This window comes from Modicisalibacter muralis, assembly GCF_900102945.1.
Taxonomy (GTDB): domain Bacteria; phylum Pseudomonadota; class Gammaproteobacteria; order Pseudomonadales; family Halomonadaceae; genus Modicisalibacter; species Modicisalibacter muralis.
The window spans coordinates 23,011-44,915 of record NZ_FNGI01000012.1; the positions used below are offsets into that span (position 1 = coordinate 23,011).

The 21,905-nt window shown below is 62.1% G+C and carries 22 protein-coding genes and 1 tRNA gene; 4 read left to right on the forward strand and 19 right to left on the reverse strand.

Going from position 1 to position 21,905, the window contains the following annotated elements:
- Positions 1 to 3 precede the first annotated feature (3 nt).
- From BLR92_RS16895 to rplU, 16 genes are all read right to left on the reverse strand, one after another.
- Positions 4 to 1,686 carry a PilX N-terminal domain-containing pilus assembly protein gene (locus tag BLR92_RS16895; protein WP_089730457.1) on the reverse strand — a complete coding sequence of 561 codons (1,683 nt, stop codon included), beginning with the start codon at positions 1,684 to 1,686 and terminating at the stop codon, positions 4 to 6.
- Positions 1,687 to 1,754: 68 nt separating this feature from the next.
- Complete coding sequence (locus BLR92_RS16900; RefSeq protein WP_245704249.1) at positions 1,755 to 2,381, reverse strand: PilW family protein; 627 nt, start codon at positions 2,379 to 2,381, stop codon at positions 1,755 to 1,757.
- Entirely contained in the window at positions 2,378 to 2,836 is a 459-nt protein-coding gene (gene pilV / locus BLR92_RS16905; RefSeq protein ID WP_245704250.1) for a type IV pilus modification protein PilV, read from the reverse strand. The genes BLR92_RS16900 and pilV overlap by 4 nt, the downstream gene beginning before the upstream one ends.
- A complete protein-coding gene (locus BLR92_RS16910) occupies positions 2,817 to 3,311 on the reverse strand; it encodes a pilus assembly FimT family protein (protein WP_089730459.1) in 495 nt (164 codons plus the stop codon). Before BLR92_RS16910 ends, pilV begins: the two co-directional genes overlap by 20 nt.
- Positions 3,298 to 3,705 carry a type IV pilin protein gene (locus tag BLR92_RS20085; RefSeq protein ID WP_281242945.1) on the reverse strand — a complete coding sequence of 136 codons (408 nt, stop codon included), beginning with the start codon at positions 3,703 to 3,705 and terminating at the stop codon, positions 3,298 to 3,300. The genes BLR92_RS16910 and BLR92_RS20085 overlap by 14 nt, the downstream gene beginning before the upstream one ends.
- Positions 3,706 to 3,814: 109 nt before the next feature.
- Positions 3,815 to 4,768, reverse strand: coding sequence for a 4-hydroxy-3-methylbut-2-enyl diphosphate reductase (gene ispH, locus BLR92_RS16920; RefSeq protein WP_089730460.1), 954 nt, complete (start codon positions 4,766 to 4,768; stop codon positions 3,815 to 3,817).
- Between the two features lie 21 nt (positions 4,769 to 4,789).
- On the reverse strand, positions 4,790 to 5,236 hold the full coding sequence (gene fkpB, locus BLR92_RS16925) for an FKBP-type peptidyl-prolyl cis-trans isomerase (RefSeq protein WP_089730461.1): 447 nt from the start codon (positions 5,234 to 5,236) through the stop codon (positions 4,790 to 4,792).
- Positions 5,237 to 5,260: 24 nt separating this feature from the next.
- A complete protein-coding gene (gene lspA, locus BLR92_RS16930) occupies positions 5,261 to 5,740 on the reverse strand; it encodes a signal peptidase II (protein ID WP_245704251.1) in 480 nt (159 codons plus the stop codon).
- A 43-nt stretch (positions 5,741 to 5,783) separates the two neighbouring features.
- Positions 5,784 to 8,624: an isoleucine--tRNA ligase gene (gene ileS / locus BLR92_RS16935; protein ID WP_089730463.1), complete on the reverse strand. Its 2,841-nt coding sequence runs from the start codon at positions 8,622 to 8,624 to the stop codon at positions 5,784 to 5,786.
- Between the two features lie 10 nt (positions 8,625 to 8,634).
- Positions 8,635 to 9,684 carry a bifunctional riboflavin kinase/FAD synthetase gene (gene ribF, locus BLR92_RS16940; protein ID WP_089730464.1) on the reverse strand — a complete coding sequence of 350 codons (1,050 nt, stop codon included), beginning with the start codon at positions 9,682 to 9,684 and terminating at the stop codon, positions 8,635 to 8,637.
- A gap of 87 nt (positions 9,685 to 9,771) precedes the next feature.
- The gene (gene murJ / locus BLR92_RS16945; RefSeq protein WP_281242949.1) at positions 9,772 to 11,295 is read right to left on the reverse strand and encodes a murein biosynthesis integral membrane protein MurJ; all 1,524 of its coding nucleotides are present in this window, start codon (positions 11,293 to 11,295) and stop codon (positions 9,772 to 9,774) included.
- 204 nt (positions 11,296 to 11,499) lie between these two features.
- The gene (gene rpsT / locus BLR92_RS16950; RefSeq protein ID WP_089730466.1) at positions 11,500 to 11,766 is read right to left on the reverse strand and encodes a 30S ribosomal protein S20; all 267 of its coding nucleotides are present in this window, start codon (positions 11,764 to 11,766) and stop codon (positions 11,500 to 11,502) included.
- A gap of 188 nt (positions 11,767 to 11,954) precedes the next feature.
- The gene (proB, locus tag BLR92_RS16955; protein ID WP_089730467.1) at positions 11,955 to 13,097 is read right to left on the reverse strand and encodes a glutamate 5-kinase; all 1,143 of its coding nucleotides are present in this window, start codon (positions 13,095 to 13,097) and stop codon (positions 11,955 to 11,957) included.
- 168 nt (positions 13,098 to 13,265) lie between these two features.
- Positions 13,266 to 14,459, reverse strand: a complete 1,194-nt coding sequence (cgtA, locus tag BLR92_RS16960; RefSeq protein ID WP_089730468.1) for an Obg family GTPase CgtA — start codon at positions 14,457 to 14,459, stop codon at positions 13,266 to 13,268.
- An 86-nt stretch (positions 14,460 to 14,545) separates the two neighbouring features.
- The gene (gene rpmA / locus BLR92_RS16965) at positions 14,546 to 14,803 is read right to left on the reverse strand and encodes a 50S ribosomal protein L27 (RefSeq protein WP_089730469.1); all 258 of its coding nucleotides are present in this window, start codon (positions 14,801 to 14,803) and stop codon (positions 14,546 to 14,548) included.
- A 35-nt stretch (positions 14,804 to 14,838) separates the two neighbouring features.
- Positions 14,839 to 15,150 (reverse strand): 50S ribosomal protein L21, encoded by a 312-nt coding sequence (gene rplU / locus BLR92_RS16970; protein ID WP_089730470.1) that lies wholly within the window; start codon positions 15,148 to 15,150, stop codon positions 14,839 to 14,841.
- A 267-nt stretch (positions 15,151 to 15,417) separates the two neighbouring features.
- Here rplU and ispB point away from each other — a divergent pair, with 267 nt between their 5' ends.
- Both ispB and BLR92_RS16980 read left to right on the forward strand, forming a co-directional pair.
- Entirely contained in the window at positions 15,418 to 16,392 is a 975-nt protein-coding gene (gene ispB / locus BLR92_RS16975; RefSeq protein ID WP_089730471.1) for an octaprenyl diphosphate synthase, read from the forward strand.
- A gap of 82 nt (positions 16,393 to 16,474) precedes the next feature.
- Positions 16,475 to 16,551: transfer RNA gene (locus tag BLR92_RS16980), tRNA-Pro, on the forward strand.
- Positions 16,552 to 16,629: 78 nt separating this feature from the next.
- On the opposite strand, the gene BLR92_RS16985 is transcribed toward BLR92_RS16980, so the two are convergent.
- Together BLR92_RS16985 and BLR92_RS16990 are read right to left on the reverse strand one after the other, a co-directional pair.
- Positions 16,630 to 18,669, reverse strand: coding sequence for a CocE/NonD family hydrolase (locus BLR92_RS16985; protein ID WP_089730472.1), 2,040 nt, complete (start codon positions 18,667 to 18,669; stop codon positions 16,630 to 16,632).
- Positions 18,670 to 18,724: 55 nt separating this feature from the next.
- A complete protein-coding gene (locus BLR92_RS16990; protein WP_089730473.1) occupies positions 18,725 to 20,026 on the reverse strand; it encodes an ATP-grasp domain-containing protein in 1,302 nt (433 codons plus the stop codon).
- Between the two features lie 218 nt (positions 20,027 to 20,244).
- Here BLR92_RS16990 and BLR92_RS16995 point away from each other — a divergent pair, with 218 nt between their 5' ends.
- Positions 20,245 to 20,661: a VOC family protein gene (locus tag BLR92_RS16995; RefSeq protein WP_089730474.1), complete on the forward strand. Its 417-nt coding sequence runs from the start codon at positions 20,245 to 20,247 to the stop codon at positions 20,659 to 20,661.
- A 24-nt stretch (positions 20,662 to 20,685) separates the two neighbouring features.
- Here the strand turns inward: BLR92_RS16995 and BLR92_RS17000 are convergent, their stop codons facing one another.
- Complete coding sequence (locus tag BLR92_RS17000; RefSeq protein WP_089730475.1) at positions 20,686 to 20,913, reverse strand: hypothetical protein; 228 nt, start codon at positions 20,911 to 20,913, stop codon at positions 20,686 to 20,688.
- Between the two features lie 153 nt (positions 20,914 to 21,066).
- Here BLR92_RS17000 and BLR92_RS17005 point away from each other — a divergent pair, with 153 nt between their 5' ends.
- Positions 21,067 to 21,867, forward strand: coding sequence for a TlpA disulfide reductase family protein (locus tag BLR92_RS17005; RefSeq protein WP_089730476.1), 801 nt, complete (start codon positions 21,067 to 21,069; stop codon positions 21,865 to 21,867).
- Positions 21,868 to 21,905 lie beyond the last annotated feature (38 nt).

Consider the following 21,905-nt stretch of genomic DNA (forward strand, 5'->3'; position numbering starts at 1 on the left):
GAACTAGTTATCCGTCTCGTACATCTTTATTAGCTTCAGCCCGCCATTTTCATTGCCTCCTCCCGCTAATGCCGGCATCTCACCAAAACTTTCATCGTAGTGGAAGCCACCCGCACCGGAGATTTCCGCCTCGCGAGCGTTGATGGCACCGTATAGTCCTCCACTGCCACCCACGCTGACTTTCGAGAAAGGCGCTATGACCTGACCATAAAATTTCGCGGCACCGCCAATCTGGACCCCGTCCTTACCGCGATTGTCATCGTGATAGGTAGAAATTAGCGATAAGATCGGCACGACTTCGCCATCGACGACTTTGCTGGGTTTTTCGTCACCGACTACGATACCACTTCCCACATCGAGCTCACCGCGAGCCACGATCTGCAATGTGCTCCCCTGGCTAATCTTGAAATCGGCAGCGCCCCCCATCGAAATGCTGTCGTCGACGATTATGACCATGTCCACGGGGTTACTCGGTTCACCGACAACGAAATCAGCACTGCCACCTAACTTTAAACTATCGAAACGTACTACCGATAAATCGCGACCGTTTACACTGCGGGTTTCAACACGATAATCCGAATCCTTGTGCGGGCCATCACCGCTCAGTCCTTTGGCGGTCAGCATCACACTGCTGTTGCCCGACACCTTGAGTTCGCACCCTTTCTTCGAGTTACCATGGCACGCCGATGCCACGTCCGCGAAATTGTCATCGTAATAGGCCATCACTCCGGCATCACCGCAGCCCGAAGCGCTGCCGAGCGCCTCCACACCGGAAACGCTGGCTCCACCCTCTACTTCACGAGCCGTTCCGGTAATGAAATTGTCTCGATTGGAACTCGGGGTGTCGATGTTCTCAGCCGTGGCATCGCCTTGTATCCTGGAACCCCAACTGAGACGAATGTCATCAGCCGCGCGCACATCACCATACACCATACCATTGATGTCGATGCTGCCCTGCGTGGCTACCGAGCCATTGATTTGGCTATACCCTTCGAAGGAAATATCGCCATTGGCCGTGACATCGCCATGGATCGACGAGGACCCCGACAGCCTCAGGTCGCCAGTGGCCTGCACCCGGCCGTAGATCGGTGAGCTACCGGTCAAGACAATCGGCGATCCAGCTACCTGCGTCCCCACGACTGCCTCGCTGCCCCAGGCGTTACTACCCCCATAAGGACCCTTGCGAGAATCGTAGCTATCTATCCTGCTACTACCACTCAAGCTTATCCCCTCGCATGTCATCAGGCCAAGATAAGGCTGGGTAGTATCGGACAAGGCAAACACCCCCATTGTCGTGCTTTTTGCCTGACGGCCCTTCGCCCCATAATGGCCTTCGCTTTCTACAACCAGATTGCCATCGGAATTTTTCGCATACCTTATAGTGTAATCCGCTTTTCCAGAACCATATTCTTTCCCTGAAACATAGGTGTGAAAATTCAGATAATCGTCTGGTCCGGGAACATCTATATCCTCGAAATTGTTTTCAATATTGGAAAAACCGCCATCAATGACAAACTCAGAAATACCTGCTTCGGCGGCCATCTGAGCCTGCGTGGCAGCCCGGTAATTACTCGCCAGGCGCTCATCCATCAGTGATGACTGCATGCTGGACACGCCTAACATCAAGGCAATAGTCAATAGCACAAGGCTGACAACGAGAGCCGCGCCGCATTGTGTTTTTTTCATATTGCCTCCAAAAACCAAAACTCAATTATTATTTACCGCCATGCAGTTACTTCCCTTATACAATCCAATCAATCGTCATCTTCATCTTCTTCGTCGATACGCTTAATGGCCGCAGCCCGATTCATGGCCAAAAACACTATCCCGTCAGTCTCATCTTCGGCATCAGCGCTTGAGCCATTGATTTTGAATGTAACGCGCCACAAGCCATTGCCCATACCATCGAAATCCAGACTATTTTCGACGAATCCAGCTACCAATGGCTGATAGCCGATTTCCCCACTCTCACAGACCACGTTCACCAGCAGAGAGTATTCACCGCTATTTTCCGGCGACTCTCCCAGACGGTAATATTTTCTAACGAGTTCATCTTCATCTGAGCAGAGAGAAACATCCTGGTTTCCAGAAAAATCAAGGATCAGTATGTCGCCATCATCCTTGGTTTCAATCCCGTCACGCTCGGCATTACGAATATCACTGGCCAGAACGTCAGTGGTAAAACTGAGCGCGCCCTGCTTGATGCCTAGCACCTCAACCTGCTCAAAAGACTGCCTGCTAACGATGAAAAGCTGCGAGGCACCGAGCATAATCATCAAGCCAATCAACAGCGAAACCATCAGTTCGATCAACGTAAAACCACACTGCTGGCGTGAGCGAATCGGCAATTCGCTATTAGCCAAGTGGCTGCTTACTTTCACGATGTAGCACCCGGCAAACTGAACTGGTAAGTAAACGGGGAAATATCCTCATTTCCTTCCTTACGCGTCTCCTGCCAATCGACCGTTACCCTGTAGGAGCAGGGACCGTCTGCACCCGTCTCGATCGCGCTATCGCCACCGCCTGGCAGTGTTTCCCTGCCATCTCCACCATCGCTGAACCAGGCTTTTTTCCAATCGTCGGAAACATCGCTAACGGGTGGGCATGCCTGGCCAGGCTGCAATCTGGACCACAGGCGTTCCTGCGCATCGATTGCGATGACATTGGCCAGCGAACGCTGATAAGCCATGTGCGCACCTTGCAGGGCCTTGAGTTGCATTCCCGCAACGCCCAGCAAGCCAATCGACAACACGAGCAGCGCAATCAATGCTTCGATCAGCGAGAAGCCTTGGCAGCGGCAATGGCTGATTGAATGGCTAGTCATCGTCGTCGTCATCTTCTTGCTCTTCGTTAGCGCTGTTCTGTTCCGTGTCGCCTACTGGCCTGCCGACCCTACCCGCTGAAGAGACTTGTAACTCCCGCCCTCCGATAGTCACCGAACACGTGTTTGGCACACACTCGGGTCGACCCAGCGCATCGAACGTCACTTTCAGATCATGATTCAGGTCGATGCTATCGCTCGAGGATTCAATGGATAGGATCGGATCGTCGCCATCGACCGTCAGGCTCCAGCCACCACCGTTTTTCGAGTCGAGAGCGAGCGTTATTTCTTCATGACGAGTAATCGCTTCGCTGCGTGCCAGTTTGAACCCATTTAATATGTCGTTATAGCTGGCCGCCGGGCGATTGCCGGTAATTAGTGTCCGAAATCCAGGCACGGCAATCGTTGCCAGAACGCCCATGATCAATAGCGTGATGATCAGTTCTACCAGGGTGAAACCTGCCTGCCCGGCACGTTTACCAGCAGTCATTATCGCCACCCGTCGAGCCACGCTTACCGGTCTGCGTCAACGTCAGGTTGCCGCAGGTATCGCTGGTCTGTGCTCCCTGCGGCACCGCGACTAGCGTGTATTCCGTGGCAGTCAGTAGCCCACCATCGGTTTGCGAAACGTCGATCGCGTAGTGTTCATCCGGTGAGAGTTGCGGGAAAGAGATACAATTTTCGTAGGAGCTATCCTGCGTATAGCAACGCTCCAGCCGTTGCGCGGTTTCCATCAACCCCGCCTTGCCATCCGCCCTGCGGGCATCCTGCACGTAGCCCGTGTAGGTGGGGTAGGCGATGGCCGCAAGAATACCGATGATCACCAGCGCGATGAGCAGTTCGAACAGCGTGAAGCCGGCTTGTCGCTCCCGGTTTCTCATCATCGAGTTGCCACCTTGTAATTCAGTGTGTACCACATACAGCAGTATGACAGAAATAGTCATAAAAAAGTCGGGCCTTAGCCCGACTCGAAATTCTCTGAAGAGTTATTTCTCATTCGCTGGCGATGACTCGCTCGCGCAGTTCGCGCGGCATGGAGAAGGTGATCGTTTCTTCGCGACCTTCGAGTTCCTGGGGTAGCGTGGCGCCGAGTTCGCGCAGGCGCTCGATCACGCCGTTGACCAGCACCTCCGGGGCGCTGGCGCCAGCGGTAATGCCGATACTATCGACGCCTTCCAACCATGTTTCATCGATCAGGCTGGCATCGTCGATCAGCTTGGCGGGCGTGCTCATGCGCTCGGCCAGCTCGCGCAGGCGGTTGGAGTTGGAGCTGTTGACGCTGCCCACCACCAGCACCAGATCGCTCTCGGCGGCCAGTTGCCGCACGGCATCCTGGCGATTCTGCGTGGCATAGCAGATGTCGTCCTTGCGTGGCCCGTCGATCGCCGGGAACTTTGCGCGCAGTGCGTCGATCACTCGGGCGGTGTCGTCCATCGACAGCGTGGTCTGGGTGACGAAAGCCAGCGTCTCGGGATTGTTGACCGTAAGCGCCGCGACATCGGCTTCGTCTTCGACCAGGTAGATGGCGCCGCCATGCGAGGTATCGTAGCGGCCCATGGTGCCTTCCACTTCGGGGTGGCCGGCATGGCCGATGAGGATGCATTCCTGGCCGCGCTTGGCGTAGCGCAGCACCTCCATATGCACCTTGGTCACCAGCGGACAGGTGGCGTCGAATACCTTGAGGCCGCGACGCTCGGCTTCCTGCTGCACGGCACGCGACACGCCATGCGCGGAGAAGATCACCGTCACGTCGTCGGGTACCTCATGGAGCTCTTCGACAAAGATCGCGCCGCGCTCGCGCAGCGAATCGACCACGAAGCGATTGTGAACGACCTCGTGGCGCACGTAGATCGGTGGGCCGAGCACGTCGAGCGCGCGATTGACGATTTCGATGGCGCGGTCGACGCCGGCACAAAAGCCGCGGGGATTGGCCAGCTTGATCTGCATTGAAACCTCACTTTTCACCGCTCAGTGAGTGGTTATGGGGTGAACATCGATAATCTCGACATCGAATGTCAGGGTACGCCCGGCCAGCGGATGATTGAAGTCCACTTCGACGCGTTTCTCGTCGATCTCGGTGATCACGCCGGGCAGCTCACCGCCGTTGGGGTCGGTAAACGACATCACCAGCCCTTCCTCGAGCTCGGGGCCTTCGAAGCTTTCACGGGGGATTTTTTGCATGTTCTGCGGATTGTGCTGACCGAACGCATGCTCGGGGGAAATCTCGTAGCTGCCGGTGTCGCCCTTGGCCAGCCCCGCCAGTGGCGCCTCGAAGCCCGGCGGCAGATTGCCATCGCCGACCTGAAATGTCGCCGGTTGCTTATCGCGAGTGGAGTCGACCACGGTGCCGTCCTCCAGCTTTAGCGTGAAGTGCAGCGTGACTTCCATGCCGTCGCCGATGCGATAATCGCTCATCTCGAAGGTTCCATTCGCAGAAATTCAGTTCTTTTGACGCCGCACATCGCGTAGAGATTCAAAAATCAGCGCGATGGCGCCCAGAGTGATAGCGGTATCCGCCAGGTTGAAGGCCGGAAAGTAATAAGCCTGCCAATGGAAGGATAGGAAATCCACCACATAACCGAGCATCAAACGATCATAAAGGTTGCCCAGCGCACCGCCAATGATCAGCGCCAGTGCCGCTGCCAGCAGGGTTTCATGGGCCTTGAGTCGGGTCAGCCAGACCGTCAGGCCAATGCTCGCGCCGATCGCGATCAGCGCGAAGAACCAGCGCTGCCAGCCGTCATGACCGGCCAGAAAGCTGAACGCCGCGCCGGTATTGTGCAGCAGCGTCAGGTTGAAGAACGGCAACAGCTCCACCGGCTGGCCGTATACCAGCATGGCACTGGCCAGCGCCTTGGTGCCCAGGTCCAGCACGATGACCAGTGCCGACAACCACAGCCAGCGCAACGGGCGACTCATCGGCACGGCCTCGCTTGGCTTCGCGGCACTATTCTCTCTGGCTTCAGGCATAGTGACGCACTTCTCCCGGCCCGTCGGGCAGATTGCTGATACAGCGGCCGCACAGGTCAGGGTGCTCGGCGTGGCTACCGACATCCTCGCGATGATGCCAGCAGCGTTCGCATTTGGTGTTGGGGCTGGCGATCACCGCCACCCTGAGAGCGTCGAGTTCGGTGGCTTCGCCGCTCGAGGCCTCGGCCGAATCCAGCGATGCCAAGTGCACTTCGCTGGTCAGCAGCACGAAGCGCAGCTCGTCGCCGAGCCGGCCCAGCGTCTCGCGTAGTTCGTCGCTTGCGTACAGCGTCACCTCGGCGGCCAGGCTGTTCTTGATGACCTTGGCGTTGCGCGCGTCTTCCAGGCACTTGTTGACCGCCTGCTTGACTTCCAGCACCTGCTCCCAGAAGTCGCGACCGAAGGCGGCATCGTCGCCCAGCGTAGAAAGCCCGGTATAGAAGGTCTCGAGCAGCACGCTGGCCTTGCGCTCGCCGGGAATGTGCTCGTAGATTTCCTCGGCGGTGAACGACAGGATCGGCGCCACCCAGCGCGCCAGCGCCTCGACCACCTGATAGAGCGCGGTCTGGCAACTGCGCCGGGCCAGCGAATCGGCCTGGGTGGTGTACTGGCGATCCTTGATCACGTCGAGGTAGAAACCGCCGAGTTCGCGGGCGCAGAAGGTATGCACCTGCTGATAGACGTCGAGGAAACGGTACTCGGCGTAGGCGGCCTCGATGCGTGCCTGCAACTGCGCGGCGCGGTCGACCACCCATTGATCCAGCGCCAGCATGTCTTCGAAGGCCACCGCGTCGCGCGTGGCATCGAAGCCATTGAGATTGGCGAGCAGGAAGCGCGAGGTGTTGCGGATACGCCGGTAGACATCGGCGGTGCGCTTGAGTATCTCGTCAGAGACGGCCATCTCGCCGGAGTAGTCGGTGGAGGCGACCCACAGGCGCAGGATATCGGCGCCCAATTTATCCATGACTTCCTGCGGAGCGACCACGTTGCCCACCGACTTGGACATCTTGCGACCCTGGGCATCGACGGTGAAGCCGTGAGTCAATAGCCCCTTGTAGGGTGGGTGACCGTCGATGGCACAGCCGGTCAGCAGCGACGAGTGGAACCAGCCGCGATGCTGATCGGAGCCTTCCAGGTACAGATCGGCCCGCGGCCCCTGGCTGTGGCCCAGCGCATGCGAGCCACGCAACACGTGCCAGTGCGTGGTGCCGGAGTCGAACCACACGTCGAGAGTGTCGGAAACCTTGTCGTAGTGCGCGGCGTCGTCACCGATCAGTTCCTCGGCGGCGAGGCGGAACCAGGCGTCGATGCCCTCAAGCTCGACGCGCTTGGCGACGTCTTCCATCAACTCGACGGTGCGCGGATGCAGCTCGCCACTGACCTTGTGCAGGAAGAACGGGATCGGCACGCCCCAGTTGCGCTGGCGCGAGATACACCAATCGGGGCGATTGGCAATCATCGAATGCAGCCGCGCCTTGCCCCAGGCCGGCACGAACTGGGTCGCCTCGACGCCATCCAGCGCACGCTGGCGCAGAGTCTTGCCATCGGCTCCTTCGATGTCCATGCCGACGAACCACTGCGCCGTGGCGCGGTAGATCACCGGCGACTTGTGGCGCCAGCAATGCATATAGCTGTGGGTGATGGTCTTGTGGGCCAGCAGGGCGTCGACCTCGTCGAGCTTGGCGACGATCTGCAGGTTGGCCTTCCAGATCATCTGCCCGCCGAAGAATTTCAGGTCCTCGGCATAGACACCGTTACCCATTACCGGGCTCTCGATCTCGTCGAAGCTCATGCCATGGGCACGGCAGGTATTGAAGTCGTCCACCCCATAGGCCGGCGACGAATGTACGATCCCGGTACTGCCCACTTCGGATTCCACGTAGTCGGCCAGATACACCGGCGAACGACGCGCATAGAAGGGATGGGCAAACTCGATCTCCGACAGGCGCTCGCCCCCGACGGTGGCGATGATGTGACCCTCCCGCCCGAAGCGCTCCAGGCAGCTCTCCACCAGCTCCTCGGCCAGCAGCAACAGTCGGTCGCCGACATCGACCAGCGCATAGGTGAACTCGGGGTGTACATTGAGCGCCTGGTTGGCGGGGATCGTCCACGGCGTGGTGGTCCAGATCACTGCGGCGGCGGGCTTGGGCAGCTCGGCCAAGCCGAAGGCGGCGGCCAGCTTGTCATCCTCGGCGCAGGGGAAGGCCACGTCGATGGCGTCGGATTGCTTGTCGGCGTATTCGACCTCGGCCTCGGCCAGCGCCGAGCCGCAATCGAAACACCAGTTGACCGGCTTCAGGCCCTTGAACACGTAACCGTGCTTGACCATCTCGGCCAGCGCGCGGATCTCGCCGGCCTCGTTGACGAAGTCCATGGTGCGATAGGGGCGCGCCCAGTCGCCGACCACGCCCAGACGCACGAAATCCGTGCGCTGGCCGTCGATCTGCTCGGCGGCATACTCGCGGCACAGCGCCCGCGCCTGGCTGGCCGGCAGGTGCTTGCCGTGAGTGGTCTCGACCTTGTGCTCGATGGGCAGGCCGTGGCAGTCCCAGCCCGGCACGTAGGGCGCGTCGAAGCCGGCCAGCCCCTTGGACTTGACGATGATGTCCTTGAGGATCTTGTTGACGGCGTGGCCGATATGGATGCTGCCGTTGGCATACGGCGGGCCATCGTGAAGCACGAACGTCTCGCGGCCCTGGCCCGCTTCGCGCAGGCGCTGGTACAGATCGATCTGCTGCCAGTGCTGGACCCGCGCGGGCTCGCGCTTGGGCAGGTTGCCGCGCATCGGGAAATCGGTCTCGGGCAAATTCAGGGTGTGCTTGTAGTCGCTCATAACCTAGGAGTCAGCCGTCTTGGTCGGAGGCCGCACGGCCCGCCGAGGAATCGGAAATCACAGCGACCGACGCCAGCGGCGCCGATGCCAGAAAGGGTGCCCAGTCGCTGGGAGTGCCATCCGTGCCTGCCAGCCAATCGCTGAAATACTCGCGTGCCCGCGCCTGATCGGCCTGAATCTGGCGCTTGAGCGGCTCGAGCCCATCGAAGGTCAGCTCGCCACGCAGCCGGGCGCAGGGCACGACATCGATACGCTGACCGTAGAGATCGCCGTCGAAATCGAACAGATTGACCTCCAGCACCGGTCGCTTTGAGCCCACCGTCGGCCGCCAGCCGATATTGGCGACACCGGGAAACACCCGGCCATCGGCCAGCCGGGTGATCGCCGCATACACGCCACGCAGCGCCATCGGCCCGGACAACAGCGGCAGATTGGCGGTGGGCACGCCGATGGTGCGGCCCAATCGGCGATCGCTCACCACGCGTCCCGACAACCGATAAGGGCGGCCCAGCATGCGTGCCGCCTGGTGGAAGTTGCCGCTGGCCAGCAGGGTGCGCACCCGCGAGCTGGAAACCCGTTCGTCGTCCAGCGCGAAGGTGCGGGTATGCTCGACACCGAAACCGCGCGCCTCGCCGACCCGGGTCAGCAACGCGAAGTCGCCGGCGCGGTCGCAGCCGAAGCGGAAGTCGTCGCCGACCACCAGGTGGCGCACGTCCAGCCCATCGATCAACACGCGGTCGATGAACTGGTCGGCGGTCAGGCTGCGCAGGGCGTCGTTGAACGGCAGGCAAACGATACGCTCGGCGCCGTGCGCCGCCAGCAGCCGCACCTTGTCGCGCAGGCGGGTCAGGCGGGGTGGCGCCTGATCGCCGGCGAAGTACTCGCGCGGCTGCGGCTCGAAGATTACCACCGTGACCGGCAACCCCAACGTCGCGGCACAATCGCGCAATTGATCGAGAATCGCCTGATGGCCACGGTGCACGCCATCGAAATTGCCGATGGTCGCCACGCAGCCCCGGTGATGCTGTCGCAGATTGTGCAAGCCACGAATCAATTGCATGCGTCGTTCACGAGTCGATTAAAAAGTCGATTATAACGGTCAGCCATTTATACGCCTATCCGTGTAAGCGCCTAGCCCGTCAAACGCCTACCCAGTCAAACGAAAGTGCCGCAGGCGAATGCCGCAAATCGCCAGCCAGGCGAAATACGCCACCACCCCGCCGAGCACCAGGCAGGACAACACCCAAACGCGGTGCCAGACATCCCAGCTCAGCCAGGCTTGCCAATCCGGCGACAGCCACCACAACCCGAGCCCCAGTAACACACAGCCGCCACCGAGTTGCCAGGCGTAGCGGCCCCAGCCGGGCTGGAATACCAACACCCCGTTTCGCCGCAGGCCGAGACCCAGCAGCCCGGCATTCAGGAAAGCCGCGAGCGACGTCGCCAGCGCCAGCCCGGCGTGAGCCAACGGCACGATCAACGCCAGATTGAGCGCCATGTTGGCAACCATGGCGAGAATCCCGATCTTGACCGGCGTCTTGGTATCCTGACGCGCGAAATAGCCCGGCGCCAGCACCTTGATCAGCATGAAGGCCACCAGCCCCAGCGCATAGGCGCGCAGGCTCATCGCCGCCATGGCGATGTCGTTCTCGGTCATCGCGCCGTAGTAGAACAGGCTGATCAACAGCGGCTCGGCCAATACCGCCAGCGCCAGCGCGGCTGGCAAGCCGATCAACAGCACCGCGCGCAGCGCCCAGTCGAGCATCTTCGCGAAATGCTCCGGCGATTGCTCGGCGTGGCGCTTGGACAGCGCCGGCAGAATCACCGTGCCGATGGCGATACCGAACACGCCCAGCGGCAGCTCCACCAGGCGATCCGAGTAGTACAGCCAGGACACGCTGCCCGAGACCAGAAACGAGGCCAGCACGGTGTCTAGCAGCAGATTGATCTGCGACACCGAAACACCGAATAGCGCCGGTCCCATCAGCCGCAGGATGCGCCTGACGCCCTCGTGGGCGAAGCGCGGCCAGGGTTTCGGCAACAGGCCCAGCCGGGCCAGAAACGGCACCTGAAAGGCCAACTGCGCGACACCGGCGATCAGCACGCCCCAGGCCAACGCCATCGGCGGCGTTTCCATCAGGGGCGTCAGCCACAGCGCCGCGCCGATCAGCGAAATGTTCAACAGTACCGGGGTGAGGGCCGGCACGGCGAAACGGTTCCAGGTGTTGAGCACGCTCCCCGAGAACGCCGTCAGCGAAATCAGCAGCAGATACGGGAAGGTCAGTTGCAGCATGTCCGCGGTCAGCGCCAACTTGCCCGAGTTGTCACTGAACCCCGGCGCGAACAGCCACGCCAACCACGGCGCCAGCAGCATGGCCAGGGCCGTGAGTAGCGCCAGCACCACCGTCAGGCTGCCCGAAACCGCATCGAGCAACTCGCGCACCTCGGCGCGCGTGCGTCGCGTGGCATATTCCGAGAGCACCGGCACGAAGGCCTGATTGAAGGCCCCCTCGGCGAACAGCCGGCGCAGGAAGTTGGGAATCTTGAAGGCGACGAAGAAGGCGTCGGCGCCACTGCCGGCACCGAACAGGGTGGCGATGGTCACGTCTCGCGCCAATCCCAGCACCCGCGAAAGCATGGTCATCATGCTGACCACCAGCCCGGAGCGCAGCAGGCCGGCGCGCAGCGGCGCACCCTTGCCGGGCGCCGCGCTCGGGGCGCCGTCGCCCGCCGAAGGAGCATCTAGCTGTGTACCGTCATGTGCCACCGATGGCCGCTCGTTGTGCTCGGACTCCACCCTGGGCCTACCTTCTGGTTGAAAAGTCATGCATAAAAAAACCGGCCGAAGCCGGTTTTTAGCGCGCCTGCACCCGGCTTAAGCAGCCAGGGCCTTAATTCGCTTGTTCAGACGACTCTTGATGCGCGCCGCTTTCTTCTTGGACAGAGCGTCCTTGTCGGCAATGCGGTCGATGACCGGCTGCGCCGCGCGGAACTCTTCCATGGCCTTGGCGTGATCGCCGCCCTGGATGGCCTTGATCACGCGCTTGATGTAAGTGCGGACCATGGAGCGCTGGCCGGCGTTATGCTGACGGCGCTCTTCCGATTGACGTGCACGCTTCTTGGCTTGCTTGGTATTCGCCACCGTAATCTCCTTGGAGAACTATAAAATGCGGTGTAAGTGTTTGATCGATTTGGTAAATCGAATGCTTCCAAACCGATTTGGCTATCGTCAGTGAGTCACTGATTACGGGCCATGTCCGAGAGGATGCGGCATCCTAGCATACTGCCTCCCCGCTTGCTACAGCCCGCGTGAATGGCGGCCCGGCGGCATTACAGAACGACGAGGTTATCGCGGTGGATCAACTCCGGCGCTTCCATGTAGCCGAGGATCGACTCGATCCGATGGCTCGGCTGACCGAGGATGCGCGCCGCCTCGTCGCTGCCGTAGTTGGCCAGCCCCTTAGCCACGCGTTCGCCCTGCTCATCGACGCAGACCACCATGTCGCCACGCACGAAACTGCCGCTGAGCGCCTTGACGCCGACCGGCAACAGGCTAGAACCACGCTCGCGCAAGACGCTGATCGCGCCGGCATCCAGGGTCAGGCTGCCGCGCACCTGCAACTGGCCAGCCAGCCAGCGCTTGCGCGCGGCCAGCGGGGCGTGCTCGGGACGCAGCAGCGTGCCCAGGTGTTCGCCATCGACCAAGCGGGTCAGCACATCCATCTGACGCCCGCTGGCGATCGCCGTCACCGCCCCGGAGCGGGCCGCCAGCCGCGCCGCGCGTATCTTGGTGGTCATGCCGCCACGCCCCAATACGCCACTGCCGCCACCGGCCATCGCTGCCAGGCGCGGGTCGCCGGCACGCCCGTCGAGGACCAGTTGCGCCGCCGGATTACTGCGCGGGTCGGCATCGAACAGCCCTTCCTGGTCGGTGAGAATGACCAGCGCCTCGGCTTCGAGCAGGTTGGCGACCAGCGCACCGAGGGTATCGTTGTCGCCGAAGCGAATCTCGTCGGTGACCACGGTATCGTTCTCGTTGATCACCGGAATCACGCGCAGTGAAACCAGCGTACGCAGCGCCGAACGCGCATTGAGATAGCGCTTGCGGTTGGAGAGATCGTCGTGGGTCAGCAGAATCTGCGCGCTACGCAGGCCATGACGCGCGAAGTGACCCTCGTAGCACTGCGCCAGGCTGGTCTGGCCCACCGCGGCGGCGGCCTGCAGTTCATGCACCGCCGAGGGCCGCGCGCCCCAGCCCAGGCGCACCATGCCGGCGGCCACCGCGCCCGAGGACACCAGCACCACCTCGATGCCGCGCGCGTGCAGCGCGGCGATCTGATCGACCCAACCGCCGATGGCCGCCTCGTCGAGGCCGCGCCCGTCGTTGGTCAGCAGCGCGCTGCCGATCTTCACCACCACCCGCCGCGCGCGGGTCAGCGCCTCACGCCCGGGCGCCTGCTCGATGTTAGCCATGCTTTCCCTTAACGCCTCCATCTCATGGAGATTGCCATCCACCGAGAACTGAACGAGCGATGGCCAGACTAGGCAAGAATTGGCGCAAGGACGGAGTTTGCTATTGCAAATGAGTACCTTAAGCCAATTTTTAACGCCGTATGGCCGAGCGCAGTCAGTTCATAACCTTTAAGGGGCGTATTCGATCTCGACATCATAATCATCATCGTCGAAATCGTCGTCGTCATCGCCCTCATCGTCGCGCTTGCGCTTGTAACTGAGCCGCGCCTCGGCGCGCGCCACGGCTTCGGCCTCCATGCGCTCACGCATGGAGCGCTCATGCTCGGCGACCTGTTCGTCCTCGGTTTCGAGACGGCGTTGCTCGGTCAGCCAGCGATGCGCGGCCTGAACCAGCGCATCGGTGCCCTCGCCGCCGATCGCCGAGATACGAAATACCGGCCCGCTCCAGCCCAGTTTGGCGACGATCTCATCGCCGCGCGCCGTGCGCTCGTCTTCGGGTAGCAAGTCGAGCTTGTTGAGCACCAGCCAGCGCGGCCGCTCGGCCAGGGCCGGCGAAAACTGCTCCAATTCGTGAGCGATGGCTTGCGCCGCCGCGACCGGATCGGATTCATCGAACGGCGCCACGTCGACCACGTGCAGCAGCAATCGCGTGCGCGTCAGGTGCTTGAGAAAACGCAGGCCCAGCCCGGCGCCATCGGATGCCCCCTCGATCAGCCCCGGCACATCGGCCATCACGAAGTGTTCGTGGGTACCCAGCTTGACCACGCCGAGATTGGGCACCAGCGTGGTGAACGGGTAATTGGCGACCTTGGGCCGGGCCGCCGACACGGCGCGGATCAGCGTCGACTTGCCGGCATTGGGCATGCCCAGCAGGCCGACATCGGCCATCACCTTCATTTCCAGGCGCAAGCTGCGCCGCTCGCCTTCGGTGCCGGGAACGGTGCGCCGCGGTGCGCGATTGGTCGACGACTTGAAGTGGATGTTGCCCAGTCCGCGACGCCCGCCCTGGGCGACCAGCACCACCTGGCCGATTTCGGTCACGTCGGCGATCACCTCGAGGGTATCCTCGTCGATCACCGTGGTACCCACCGGCACCTTGACGTACAAATCGTCGCCGGCCTTGCCGCTCATCTGGCGACCCTGGCCCGGCTGGCCGTTGCGCGCCTTGTAGAAGCGCTGATACTTGAAATCGATCAAGGTGTTCAGCGCATCGTCACCGAGCAGGTACACGCAGCCGCCGTGGCCGCCGTCGCCACCGTCGGGGCCGCCCTTGGGTACGTATTTCTCGCGGCGGAAACTCAGGCAGCCGTTACCGCCATTGCCCGCTTCCACGATGATCGAGGCTTCGTCGACGAATTGCATCAGTCATTCTCCTGACGGCTTGTACCGTCATGAACCGAAAAGGCCCCGCAATGGCGGGGCCTTCTCAGTGCAACGTTCGTGATGTCTCAGGCGGAGACGACGCTCACGAACTTGCGGTTCTTCGGACCCTTGGTCTCGAACTTGACCACGCCTTCGCTGAGCGCGAACAGGGTGTGGTCCTTGCCGAGGCCGACGCCAGTGCCGGCATGAAACTTGGTGCCGCGCTGACGCACGATGATGTTGCCGGGGTTCACGACCTGACCGCCAAACAGCTTGACGCCAAGGCGTTTGGATTCGGAATCGCGACCGTTACGCGTACTACCGGCAGCCTTCTTATGAGCCATTGCAAAGTCCTCGCTCGTTCAGGGGTTGACTGCGCTCAGGCAGAAATCCCGGTGATCTTGACTTCAGTGAACCACTGACGGTGGCCCTGACGCTTCATGTGATGCTTGCGGCGACGGAACTTGATGATCGTCACCTTATCGCCACGACCGTGGGACACGATCTCGGCGGACACCTTGGCACCGTCGACCAGCGGCGCGCCGACCTTGATGTCATCGCCATCGGCAACCAGCAGCACCTGGTCGAAATCCAGGCTTTCACCGGTGGCCACTTCAAGCTTCTCGAGCTTCAGGGTCTGGCCTTCCTGGACGCGGTACTGCTTACCACCGCTCTTGATAACTGCGTACATGACGTTCTCCAGACACTCATCGGGGTGGGCTCTTCATCGGCCTGCGGCGAGTGGCGCCTCGCTCGGCAGCCATCTGACAGGGAGCAAGATGAGTTGGGGCGCGGATTATAACCGTGCTGGCGCCTGTCCACAAGTCTACACGCGCACGAACCAGACCACCCATACCTTGTCTTGACGCCCCACAGGGTGGGCCATAGCATAGCCTCAGCCCAGGCCGGCCTCGCGCGTCGAGTGTCGCGCGATCCACTCCCAAGCAGATACCGACAAATGCAGCCCAACGCATCGCCCATCCACGCGGCTGTGGCTGAGGATTTCGCCGCCGTCGACCGCACCATCCTCGCCCAACTCGGCTCACGGGTACCACTCGTCGAAAATATCGGCCACTACATCATCGACAGTGGTGGCAAGCGGCTGCGCCCACTGCTGGTATTGCTGGCGGCGCGTGCACTTGGCTACGCCGGCGACCGGCATATCACCCTGGCCACGCTGATCGAGTTCATGCATACCTCGACACTGCTGCACGACGATGTCGTCGACGAGTCGAGCATGCGCCGTGGCCGCGAGACCGCCAACGAACACTGGGGCAATGCGCCTTCGGTACTGGTCGGCGACTTTCTCTACTCACGCTCGTTTCAAATGATGGTCGAGGTCGGCTCGATGCGGGTCATGGAGATTCTTTCCGCCGCGACCTGCACCATCGCCGAAGGCGAGGTGCTGCAACTGACCAACATCGGCAATCCCGAGATCGACGAAGCCGCCTATTTCGAGACCATCCAGGGCAAGACCGCGATGCTGTTCGAGGCCGCCTCGCACAGCGGCGCGATACTCGCCGATGCCGACAAGGAACAAGCAGAAGCACTCAGGCTCTATGGCCGCTATCTCGGCCTGGCCTTCCAGCTCATCGACGATCTGCTCGATTATCAGGGCGATGCCGGCACCATGGGCAAGAACGTCGGCGACGATCTTGCCGAAGGCAAGCCCACCCTGCCGTTGATTCATGCCATGAACGTGGGCACGCCCGATCAGGCGAGACTGGTGCGCCAGGCGATACGCCAGGGCGGCCTGGAGCGGCTCGACGACGTACTGGCGATCGTCCGCGACACCGGCGGCCTCGACTACACCCAAGCGCGCGCCGAGGAAATGGCCAACCTGGCGCTGGCCCAGCTCGAGACCCTGCCGCCGAGTGAATACCGTGACAGCATGGCCCGCTTGGCGCGCCTGGCAGTGGATCGCCAGGCCTGACCGCCACCGCCTTGCGGCAGGGTTGCGCGCGGCCATGCGACGGGTATAATGCAGCACCGTTGAGGCGCAAGCCCAACCGTGTCGGAGTGTAGCTCAGCTTGGTAGAGCACTGTCTTCGGGAGGCAGGGGTCGTAGGTTCAAATCCTATCACTCCGACCAAAATTCCCGCCAAAAACCGCTGCTTACGGAATTATCCGGGTAGCGGTTTTTGCGTTTGCGACAACATTGCCACCTGTTTCACACCAGATCGCGCGGTATCTCCTCGTCCCAGCTCTTGGCAAATACCCGGTTGTCGCCTTCGTAGGCATCGAGCGTCGCGCGCAGCCGAAAGTTTTCGGCATCCGCGGTCATCAACGTGCGGGTCACGGTATGTACCTGCCAGTCGCCACGACTGAAGCTGCGCTGCCATTCGGTCCAGCCACTCAGGCTGTCGTAGTTGCCGTAGGAATAACTGTAACGCTCGACGACCCGATACGAGAGCTCCAGGTCGATGTCGTCGAGGCGATAGGTGCCGGCGTCGTTGACCACTTCGAGGGTGGTCTTGTCGTTGCCCAGGTCACGAATCACGCACCACGATTCCTGGCTCGGCTGAATCAACGTGAGCGCCAGTGGCGGTGCGCCCTGTGCCTCGTCGAAGGGACGCAGGGCGCGCTCTTCGTGCGGTTGAGGTTCGCGACAAGGCAGGATCAAGCGGCTGGCGGCAGGGTGGATAGTCACCCTGACCGGCACCGGCGCCGGCCAGGCCAGCGGCCAGTAGCTGGTCGATAGCGACAGGCGGATCGCGTGTCCGGCGGGGAATTGCTGGGCGATATGCTTGAGCTTGATGCGCACCCGATAACGTTTGCCCGGCTCCAGCGGCTGGGGAAATTCGTCACTGTCACGATGGGTCAGGTTGAGCAGTCCATAGGAGACCCGCGTTGCCTTGTCGTCCTCAGCGATGTCGCTCAGCCGCAGAGCAACCATCGCCACCGGCTGGTCGGCCTCGATATCGAGCTCGACCTCGGGCTGACCGCAAATCTCGAGCGTGTCTTCCAGGTGAGCGGTCTGGAAGATCAGCGCGCCGCCGTCTTCGTCGCGCTGATCGTGCGGCAGGTCGGGGGGCGCATTGTAGGAACACCACTTGCCGGCATACAGGCCGACAAACAGCGGCGAACGAATGCCCAGCGGCAAGGCGTCATCCGCCGCTTGTGCTGGTGAGCCCGACTCGCCGAGCAGGTCGTGGCCACTGGTCAGACGGAAGACCCGCGCCTCGATGCGCGGCGAGGGCCAGCTCGGCTCGCTGACCCAACGCCCGGGACGCTCCTCGTAGCGCGCCGAGGGCGGCACCGAATCCTGCATCCACACGCGCAGCATCGGCTCGTCCATGATCCCCGTATCTTCGCCTTTCAGCCAGTAGTCCCACCAGCGCAGCGATTCCTGCAGGAAGCCGATCGCCGGCCCCGGCACGCCGAGGTGCGGATACTTGTGCGCCCAGGGGCCGACCAGTCCCTTGCGTGGCACGTCGAGCCCGGCGAGCAGGCGAAAGACGGCGTTGCAGTAGCCATCGGCCCAGCCGCTGATGGCGTACACCGGGCAACGGATGCGCGAGAAATCCTCGCACACCGAGCCATGCTTCCAGTAATCGTCGCGACGCTGGTGGGCGAGCCAGGTCGCCAGCCACAGGCCGCTGCCTTCGAGACGCTCCTGCCACATCTCGCGCCAGCGCTCGCCGACCAGCGCGGGGTCGGGCGGGCATGTGTTGTGGTCGAACATGGTCGACGCCCACGACAGGTTGTCGCCGAGCAGGCAGCCACCCATGTGGTGTACGTCGTCGGCGTAGCGGTCGTCGGTGGAGCACAACGTGATCACCGCCTTCAGCTCGGGCGGCTGCAGCGCGGCGATCTGCAGGCCATTGAAGCCGCCCCAGGAGATGCCGATCATACCGACGTCGCCGCTGCACCAGGGCTGGCGGCCCAGCCAACTGAGGATCTCGACGCCATCGTCCAGCTCCTGTTGCAGGTATTCGTCGGTCAGCACGCCATCCGATTCGCCGCTGCCACGGATGTCCACGCGCACCCCGGCGTAGCCGTGTCCGGCCCAATAGGGATGAGTCTGGGCATCGCGGATGGCGGTTAAATCGCGCTTGCGGTAAGGCAGGTATTCGAGAATCGCCGGCACCGGGTGATGCTCGGCATCGACGGGCCGCCAGATGCGCACCGCCAGCCGGCAGCCATCGGCCAGGGTGATCCAGGTTTCCTCTTCTTGAACCTGACGCAAAAAGTCGCTGACGGCGCGCATAGGCAGGGCTCCCTTCGCGGGTGTCAGTTGCTGGACGAAGTGGCTCGGCGACCGCTCAACCGACGATGTCTTCGAACTCGAAAATCAGTCGCTCGGCGAGGCGCGCGTAGTTGTATTCCAACGCGTCGTCGTTATCCGCGCCCATCCAGATATAGGCTAGCGCAAAACTGTAGCTATCCTGCTCGGGCAGCGACGAAAGACGCATGCCGACCGAAACCTGCAAGGCGATCAACGTGCCGGGGAACTCTTGCTCGAGCGCTTCGATCTCCTGTGCGCTCGGCACCCGGCTGACCGTGGCATCGACGAAGAACACCCGATAGAAGAATTTGCCCGCCACCGCGAATGCGCCCTGGCGCGAGGGCATGTCCGGCGGCTGGCCCAATGCCAGGTCGACGGTGACCTGCTGGTGGCTGACGCCATCGACTTTCTCGAACAGGTCGCAATGCGACTGCGAGATACGCGTGTTGATCTCCAGCAACCAGATACGATTTTGCACCTCGTCCCAGAAATACTCGATATTGAAGGCAGCGTTGTCGTAGCCGATATGCGCCATGACGGTGGCACTCAACTCGCGCATCTTGTCCTGGATACGACCCGGCAGGCGCGACGGGTAGCGGTAATAGAAGAAGCTCAACACCTGCGGGTAGCGAATCGAATCGACGATGCCGTAGGGCACTACCTGACCTTGGAAGACATACCCCTCGACCGTGCACTGCCAGCCACCGATGATCTCCTCGGCCATGCAGTGGCCACCATCCACCGCGCGCACGCTATCGGGCAGTTGGGCCTGGTCGAGCACGAAATTGAAGGGCTCGGAGATCAGCCCGATGTCCTCGCGCAGGCGCGTCACCGCAGCGCTGAAATCCTCGGGGCTGTCGATGCGAAAGCCCAATCGCGAGCCCGACGACTTGATCGGCTTGACGAAAAATGGGAAGTACAGCCCCGCCTCGCCGATACGCGACAGCGCGTCGTCATCGAAGGGATCGAATGCAGTGAAACGAGGAATGTAGTTGCCGATCACCTCGCGCTGGGTCAGCCGGCTCCAATACTTGTGCTCGCACTTGAGCAGGCTCTCGAGGCTGGTGGTGCGCGTGGCGAAGCGGTTGCAGAGCAGCGGGAGCATGGTCGAGACGGGAAAGTCCATATAGCCGACGATGGCGTCGATGCTTCCGGTGAAGTCGCGTAACTCGGCCTCGGCTCGATCCAGCATGTCCTCGATGGGAAATACCTCGGTGTCGTAGACCGCCTCCGGCTCGATGACTCCGTGAAAGCGATAGTGCCGAGCACCGCGCAGGCTCTCGAGGCGTTCCCGATTGAACGCATTGAGTCCAACCACGAAGATGTTGCGATGGCTCACGACTGCCTCCCTGGCACGCTCCCAACGGATGGGAGCGATACACCGCTATGCCGATTCTCGAAGCATAGTCGCTTCCAGGCTCCGCGCAGCGGTTAATAAACAGGGCATTCATCGCGGCTTGATAGGCAAAGCTTATCGATGCGGTGGAGAAGTTTTAACGGCAAACCGGGCCCGGCTGGGCCACGCTTGACCCTGCCCCATCGGGGCAGGAGGCTTCCATGCAACGTCTATCGCTCGACAAGGCGGTCATGCGGGTTCGCGATCTCGTCGCCATGCAGGCATTTTGCAGCGAGGTCGTGGGTCTGCCGCTATTGCTGAGTTCCACGCGCTCGGCCACCTTCGAGTTGGGCAGCGATGCCCGCGGCCATACCCAGGTCTTGATGCTGATCGTCGGCGATGGCGTCGATGCGCCGCAGCGTTTGACGCTGGAAACCAGCGACGACGACTTCCCGGCGGTTTGCCGCCGGCTACACCGGCACGGCGCCAGACTCTTCGAGAGCGAGAACAGTAGCGCCCCGGGCTGTGCCTGGCGGGTTCTGAGCTGCCAGGCGCCGGAGGGCCATCAGCTCAACGTGGTCAGCATCGACCCCAGGCGTTGCGCGCCGACCGCTCTCGGCCCCGCACGCAGGCAATAGCCGACTTCACTCCCGGGTTTTTGCTCATGTGTCGCGGCGCGCCCGCTCCTGTGCCGCCTTGCGCTGCTGGTTGCGTCGGTAACGGCGCAGCAACGCGACCCACAGCGCGCTACCCAACATCACTGCCAGCGTCACACCCTGCCACGGCCGGGCGGCGTCATTCATCAGGGTTTCCAGGGTGATGATCGCCATGAAACCCGCGGCCTGGCTGGCGATGGCCAGGGCTCGCAGGGTATCGAAGGATTTGGCCATGCGCGGGACTCCGGCGGCGGCGCGTGACAACGCGTGGATGACAGTGCCCGGTTGGGACAGTAGGCTAGGCGCATTGTATCCCGGCCGCCTGGATCGTACGAAGAGTTGTACGCAGGCCGGGCCCACCCTGCACAGCGGAAACCTCGTCACGACATGGATGCCATCGCCCTCGGTCCAATGCTGATCAGCCTGCCTCGCCTGTATGCCTTCGCTGCCGCTCTCGCCCTGCTCGCGACCGGCATGCTGGCGTTGCGCCTGCCCGCCGCGCGTCGCGTGCGCTGGTTCAATGGCGTGCTGCTGACGTGGCTGATCGGCGCACGGCTAGGCCACGTATTGATGCACCTCGACGGCTATCTCGTCGCGCCGCTGGATATCATCAAGCTCTGGCAGCCCGGCTACAGCGCCATTTGGGGGCTACTGGCCGCCGGCGCATGGACCGCCTGGACGCTGCGCAAGCATCTCGTCAAGCTGGTCGTCGGCCAGGGCCTGCTGGTCGGCAGTTTCGCATTGTGGCTGGGGCTGGTTGCCTGGAACCCACTGGGCAGCGCTGTCGCGCTGCGCGAGCTGCCCGACCTGACCCTCGAGAATATAGACGGTCAGAGCGTCAACCTGGGCGAGTTGCGCGGCGAAACCGTGGTGCTCAACCTGTGGGCCACCTGGTGCCCGCCCTGCCTGCGCGAGATGCCGCTGCTCGCCGAGGCCGACGAACGCGATGACGTTACCGTGGTCGTCGCCAACCAGGGTGAGAGCCTGCTAGCGGTCACCCGCTATCTCGATGCGCAAGGCCTCGACTTCAGCCACGCGCTGCTCGACCCTGAACAACGCCTGATGGTGATGACCGAATCCCCCGGCCTGCCCACCTCGCTGCTGTTCGACGCCCAGGGCCAACTCGTCGAACGCCACATCGGCGAATTGTCGCGCACCCAGCTCGAGTCCTGGCTGAGCGATCGCTAGCAAAGCCCTTGAGCGACACGCGGTTTTCCGGCAACTTT

Coding starts and splice junctions, on each gene's coding strand:
- ileS (WP_089730463.1), bottom strand. CDS start 8,624: ATGAGCGACTACAAGCACACCCTGAATTTGCCCGAGACCGATTTCCCG.
- pilV (WP_245704250.1), bottom strand. CDS start 2,836: ATGACGACGACGATGACTAGCCATTCAATCAGCCATTGCCGCTGCCAA.
- BLR92_RS16895 (WP_089730457.1), bottom strand. CDS start 1,686: ATGAAAAAAACACAATGCGGCGCGGCTCTCGTTGTCAGCCTTGTGCTA.
- BLR92_RS17000 (WP_089730475.1), bottom strand. CDS start 20,913: ATGGCCAAATCCTTCGATACCCTGCGAGCCCTGGCCATCGCCAGCCAG.
- BLR92_RS17005 (WP_089730476.1), top strand. CDS start 21,067: ATGGATGCCATCGCCCTCGGTCCAATGCTGATCAGCCTGCCTCGCCTG.
- BLR92_RS20085 (WP_281242945.1), bottom strand. CDS start 3,705: ATGATGAGAAACCGGGAGCGACAAGCCGGCTTCACGCTGTTCGAACTG.
- proB (WP_089730467.1), bottom strand. CDS start 13,097: ATGGCTAACATCGAGCAGGCGCCCGGGCGTGAGGCGCTGACCCGCGCG.
- fkpB (WP_089730461.1), bottom strand. CDS start 5,236: ATGAGCGATTATCGCATCGGCGACGGCATGGAAGTCACGCTGCACTTC.
- lspA (WP_245704251.1), bottom strand. CDS start 5,740: ATGAGTCGCCCGTTGCGCTGGCTGTGGTTGTCGGCACTGGTCATCGTG.
- ispB (WP_089730471.1), top strand. CDS start 15,418: ATGCAGCCCAACGCATCGCCCATCCACGCGGCTGTGGCTGAGGATTTC.
- cgtA (WP_089730468.1), bottom strand. CDS start 14,459: ATGCAATTCGTCGACGAAGCCTCGATCATCGTGGAAGCGGGCAATGGC.
- BLR92_RS16910 (WP_089730459.1), bottom strand. CDS start 3,311: ATGACTGCTGGTAAACGTGCCGGGCAGGCAGGTTTCACCCTGGTAGAA.
- ispH (WP_089730460.1), bottom strand. CDS start 4,768: ATGCAGATCAAGCTGGCCAATCCCCGCGGCTTTTGTGCCGGCGTCGAC.
- rplU (WP_089730470.1), bottom strand. CDS start 15,150: ATGTACGCAGTTATCAAGAGCGGTGGTAAGCAGTACCGCGTCCAGGAA.
- ribF (WP_089730464.1), bottom strand. CDS start 9,684: ATGCAATTGATTCGTGGCTTGCACAATCTGCGACAGCATCACCGGGGC.
- BLR92_RS16985 (WP_089730472.1), bottom strand. CDS start 18,669: ATGCGCGCCGTCAGCGACTTTTTGCGTCAGGTTCAAGAAGAGGAAACC.
- BLR92_RS16995 (WP_089730474.1), top strand. CDS start 20,245: ATGCAACGTCTATCGCTCGACAAGGCGGTCATGCGGGTTCGCGATCTC.
- rpmA (WP_089730469.1), bottom strand. CDS start 14,803: ATGGCTCATAAGAAGGCTGCCGGTAGTACGCGTAACGGTCGCGATTCC.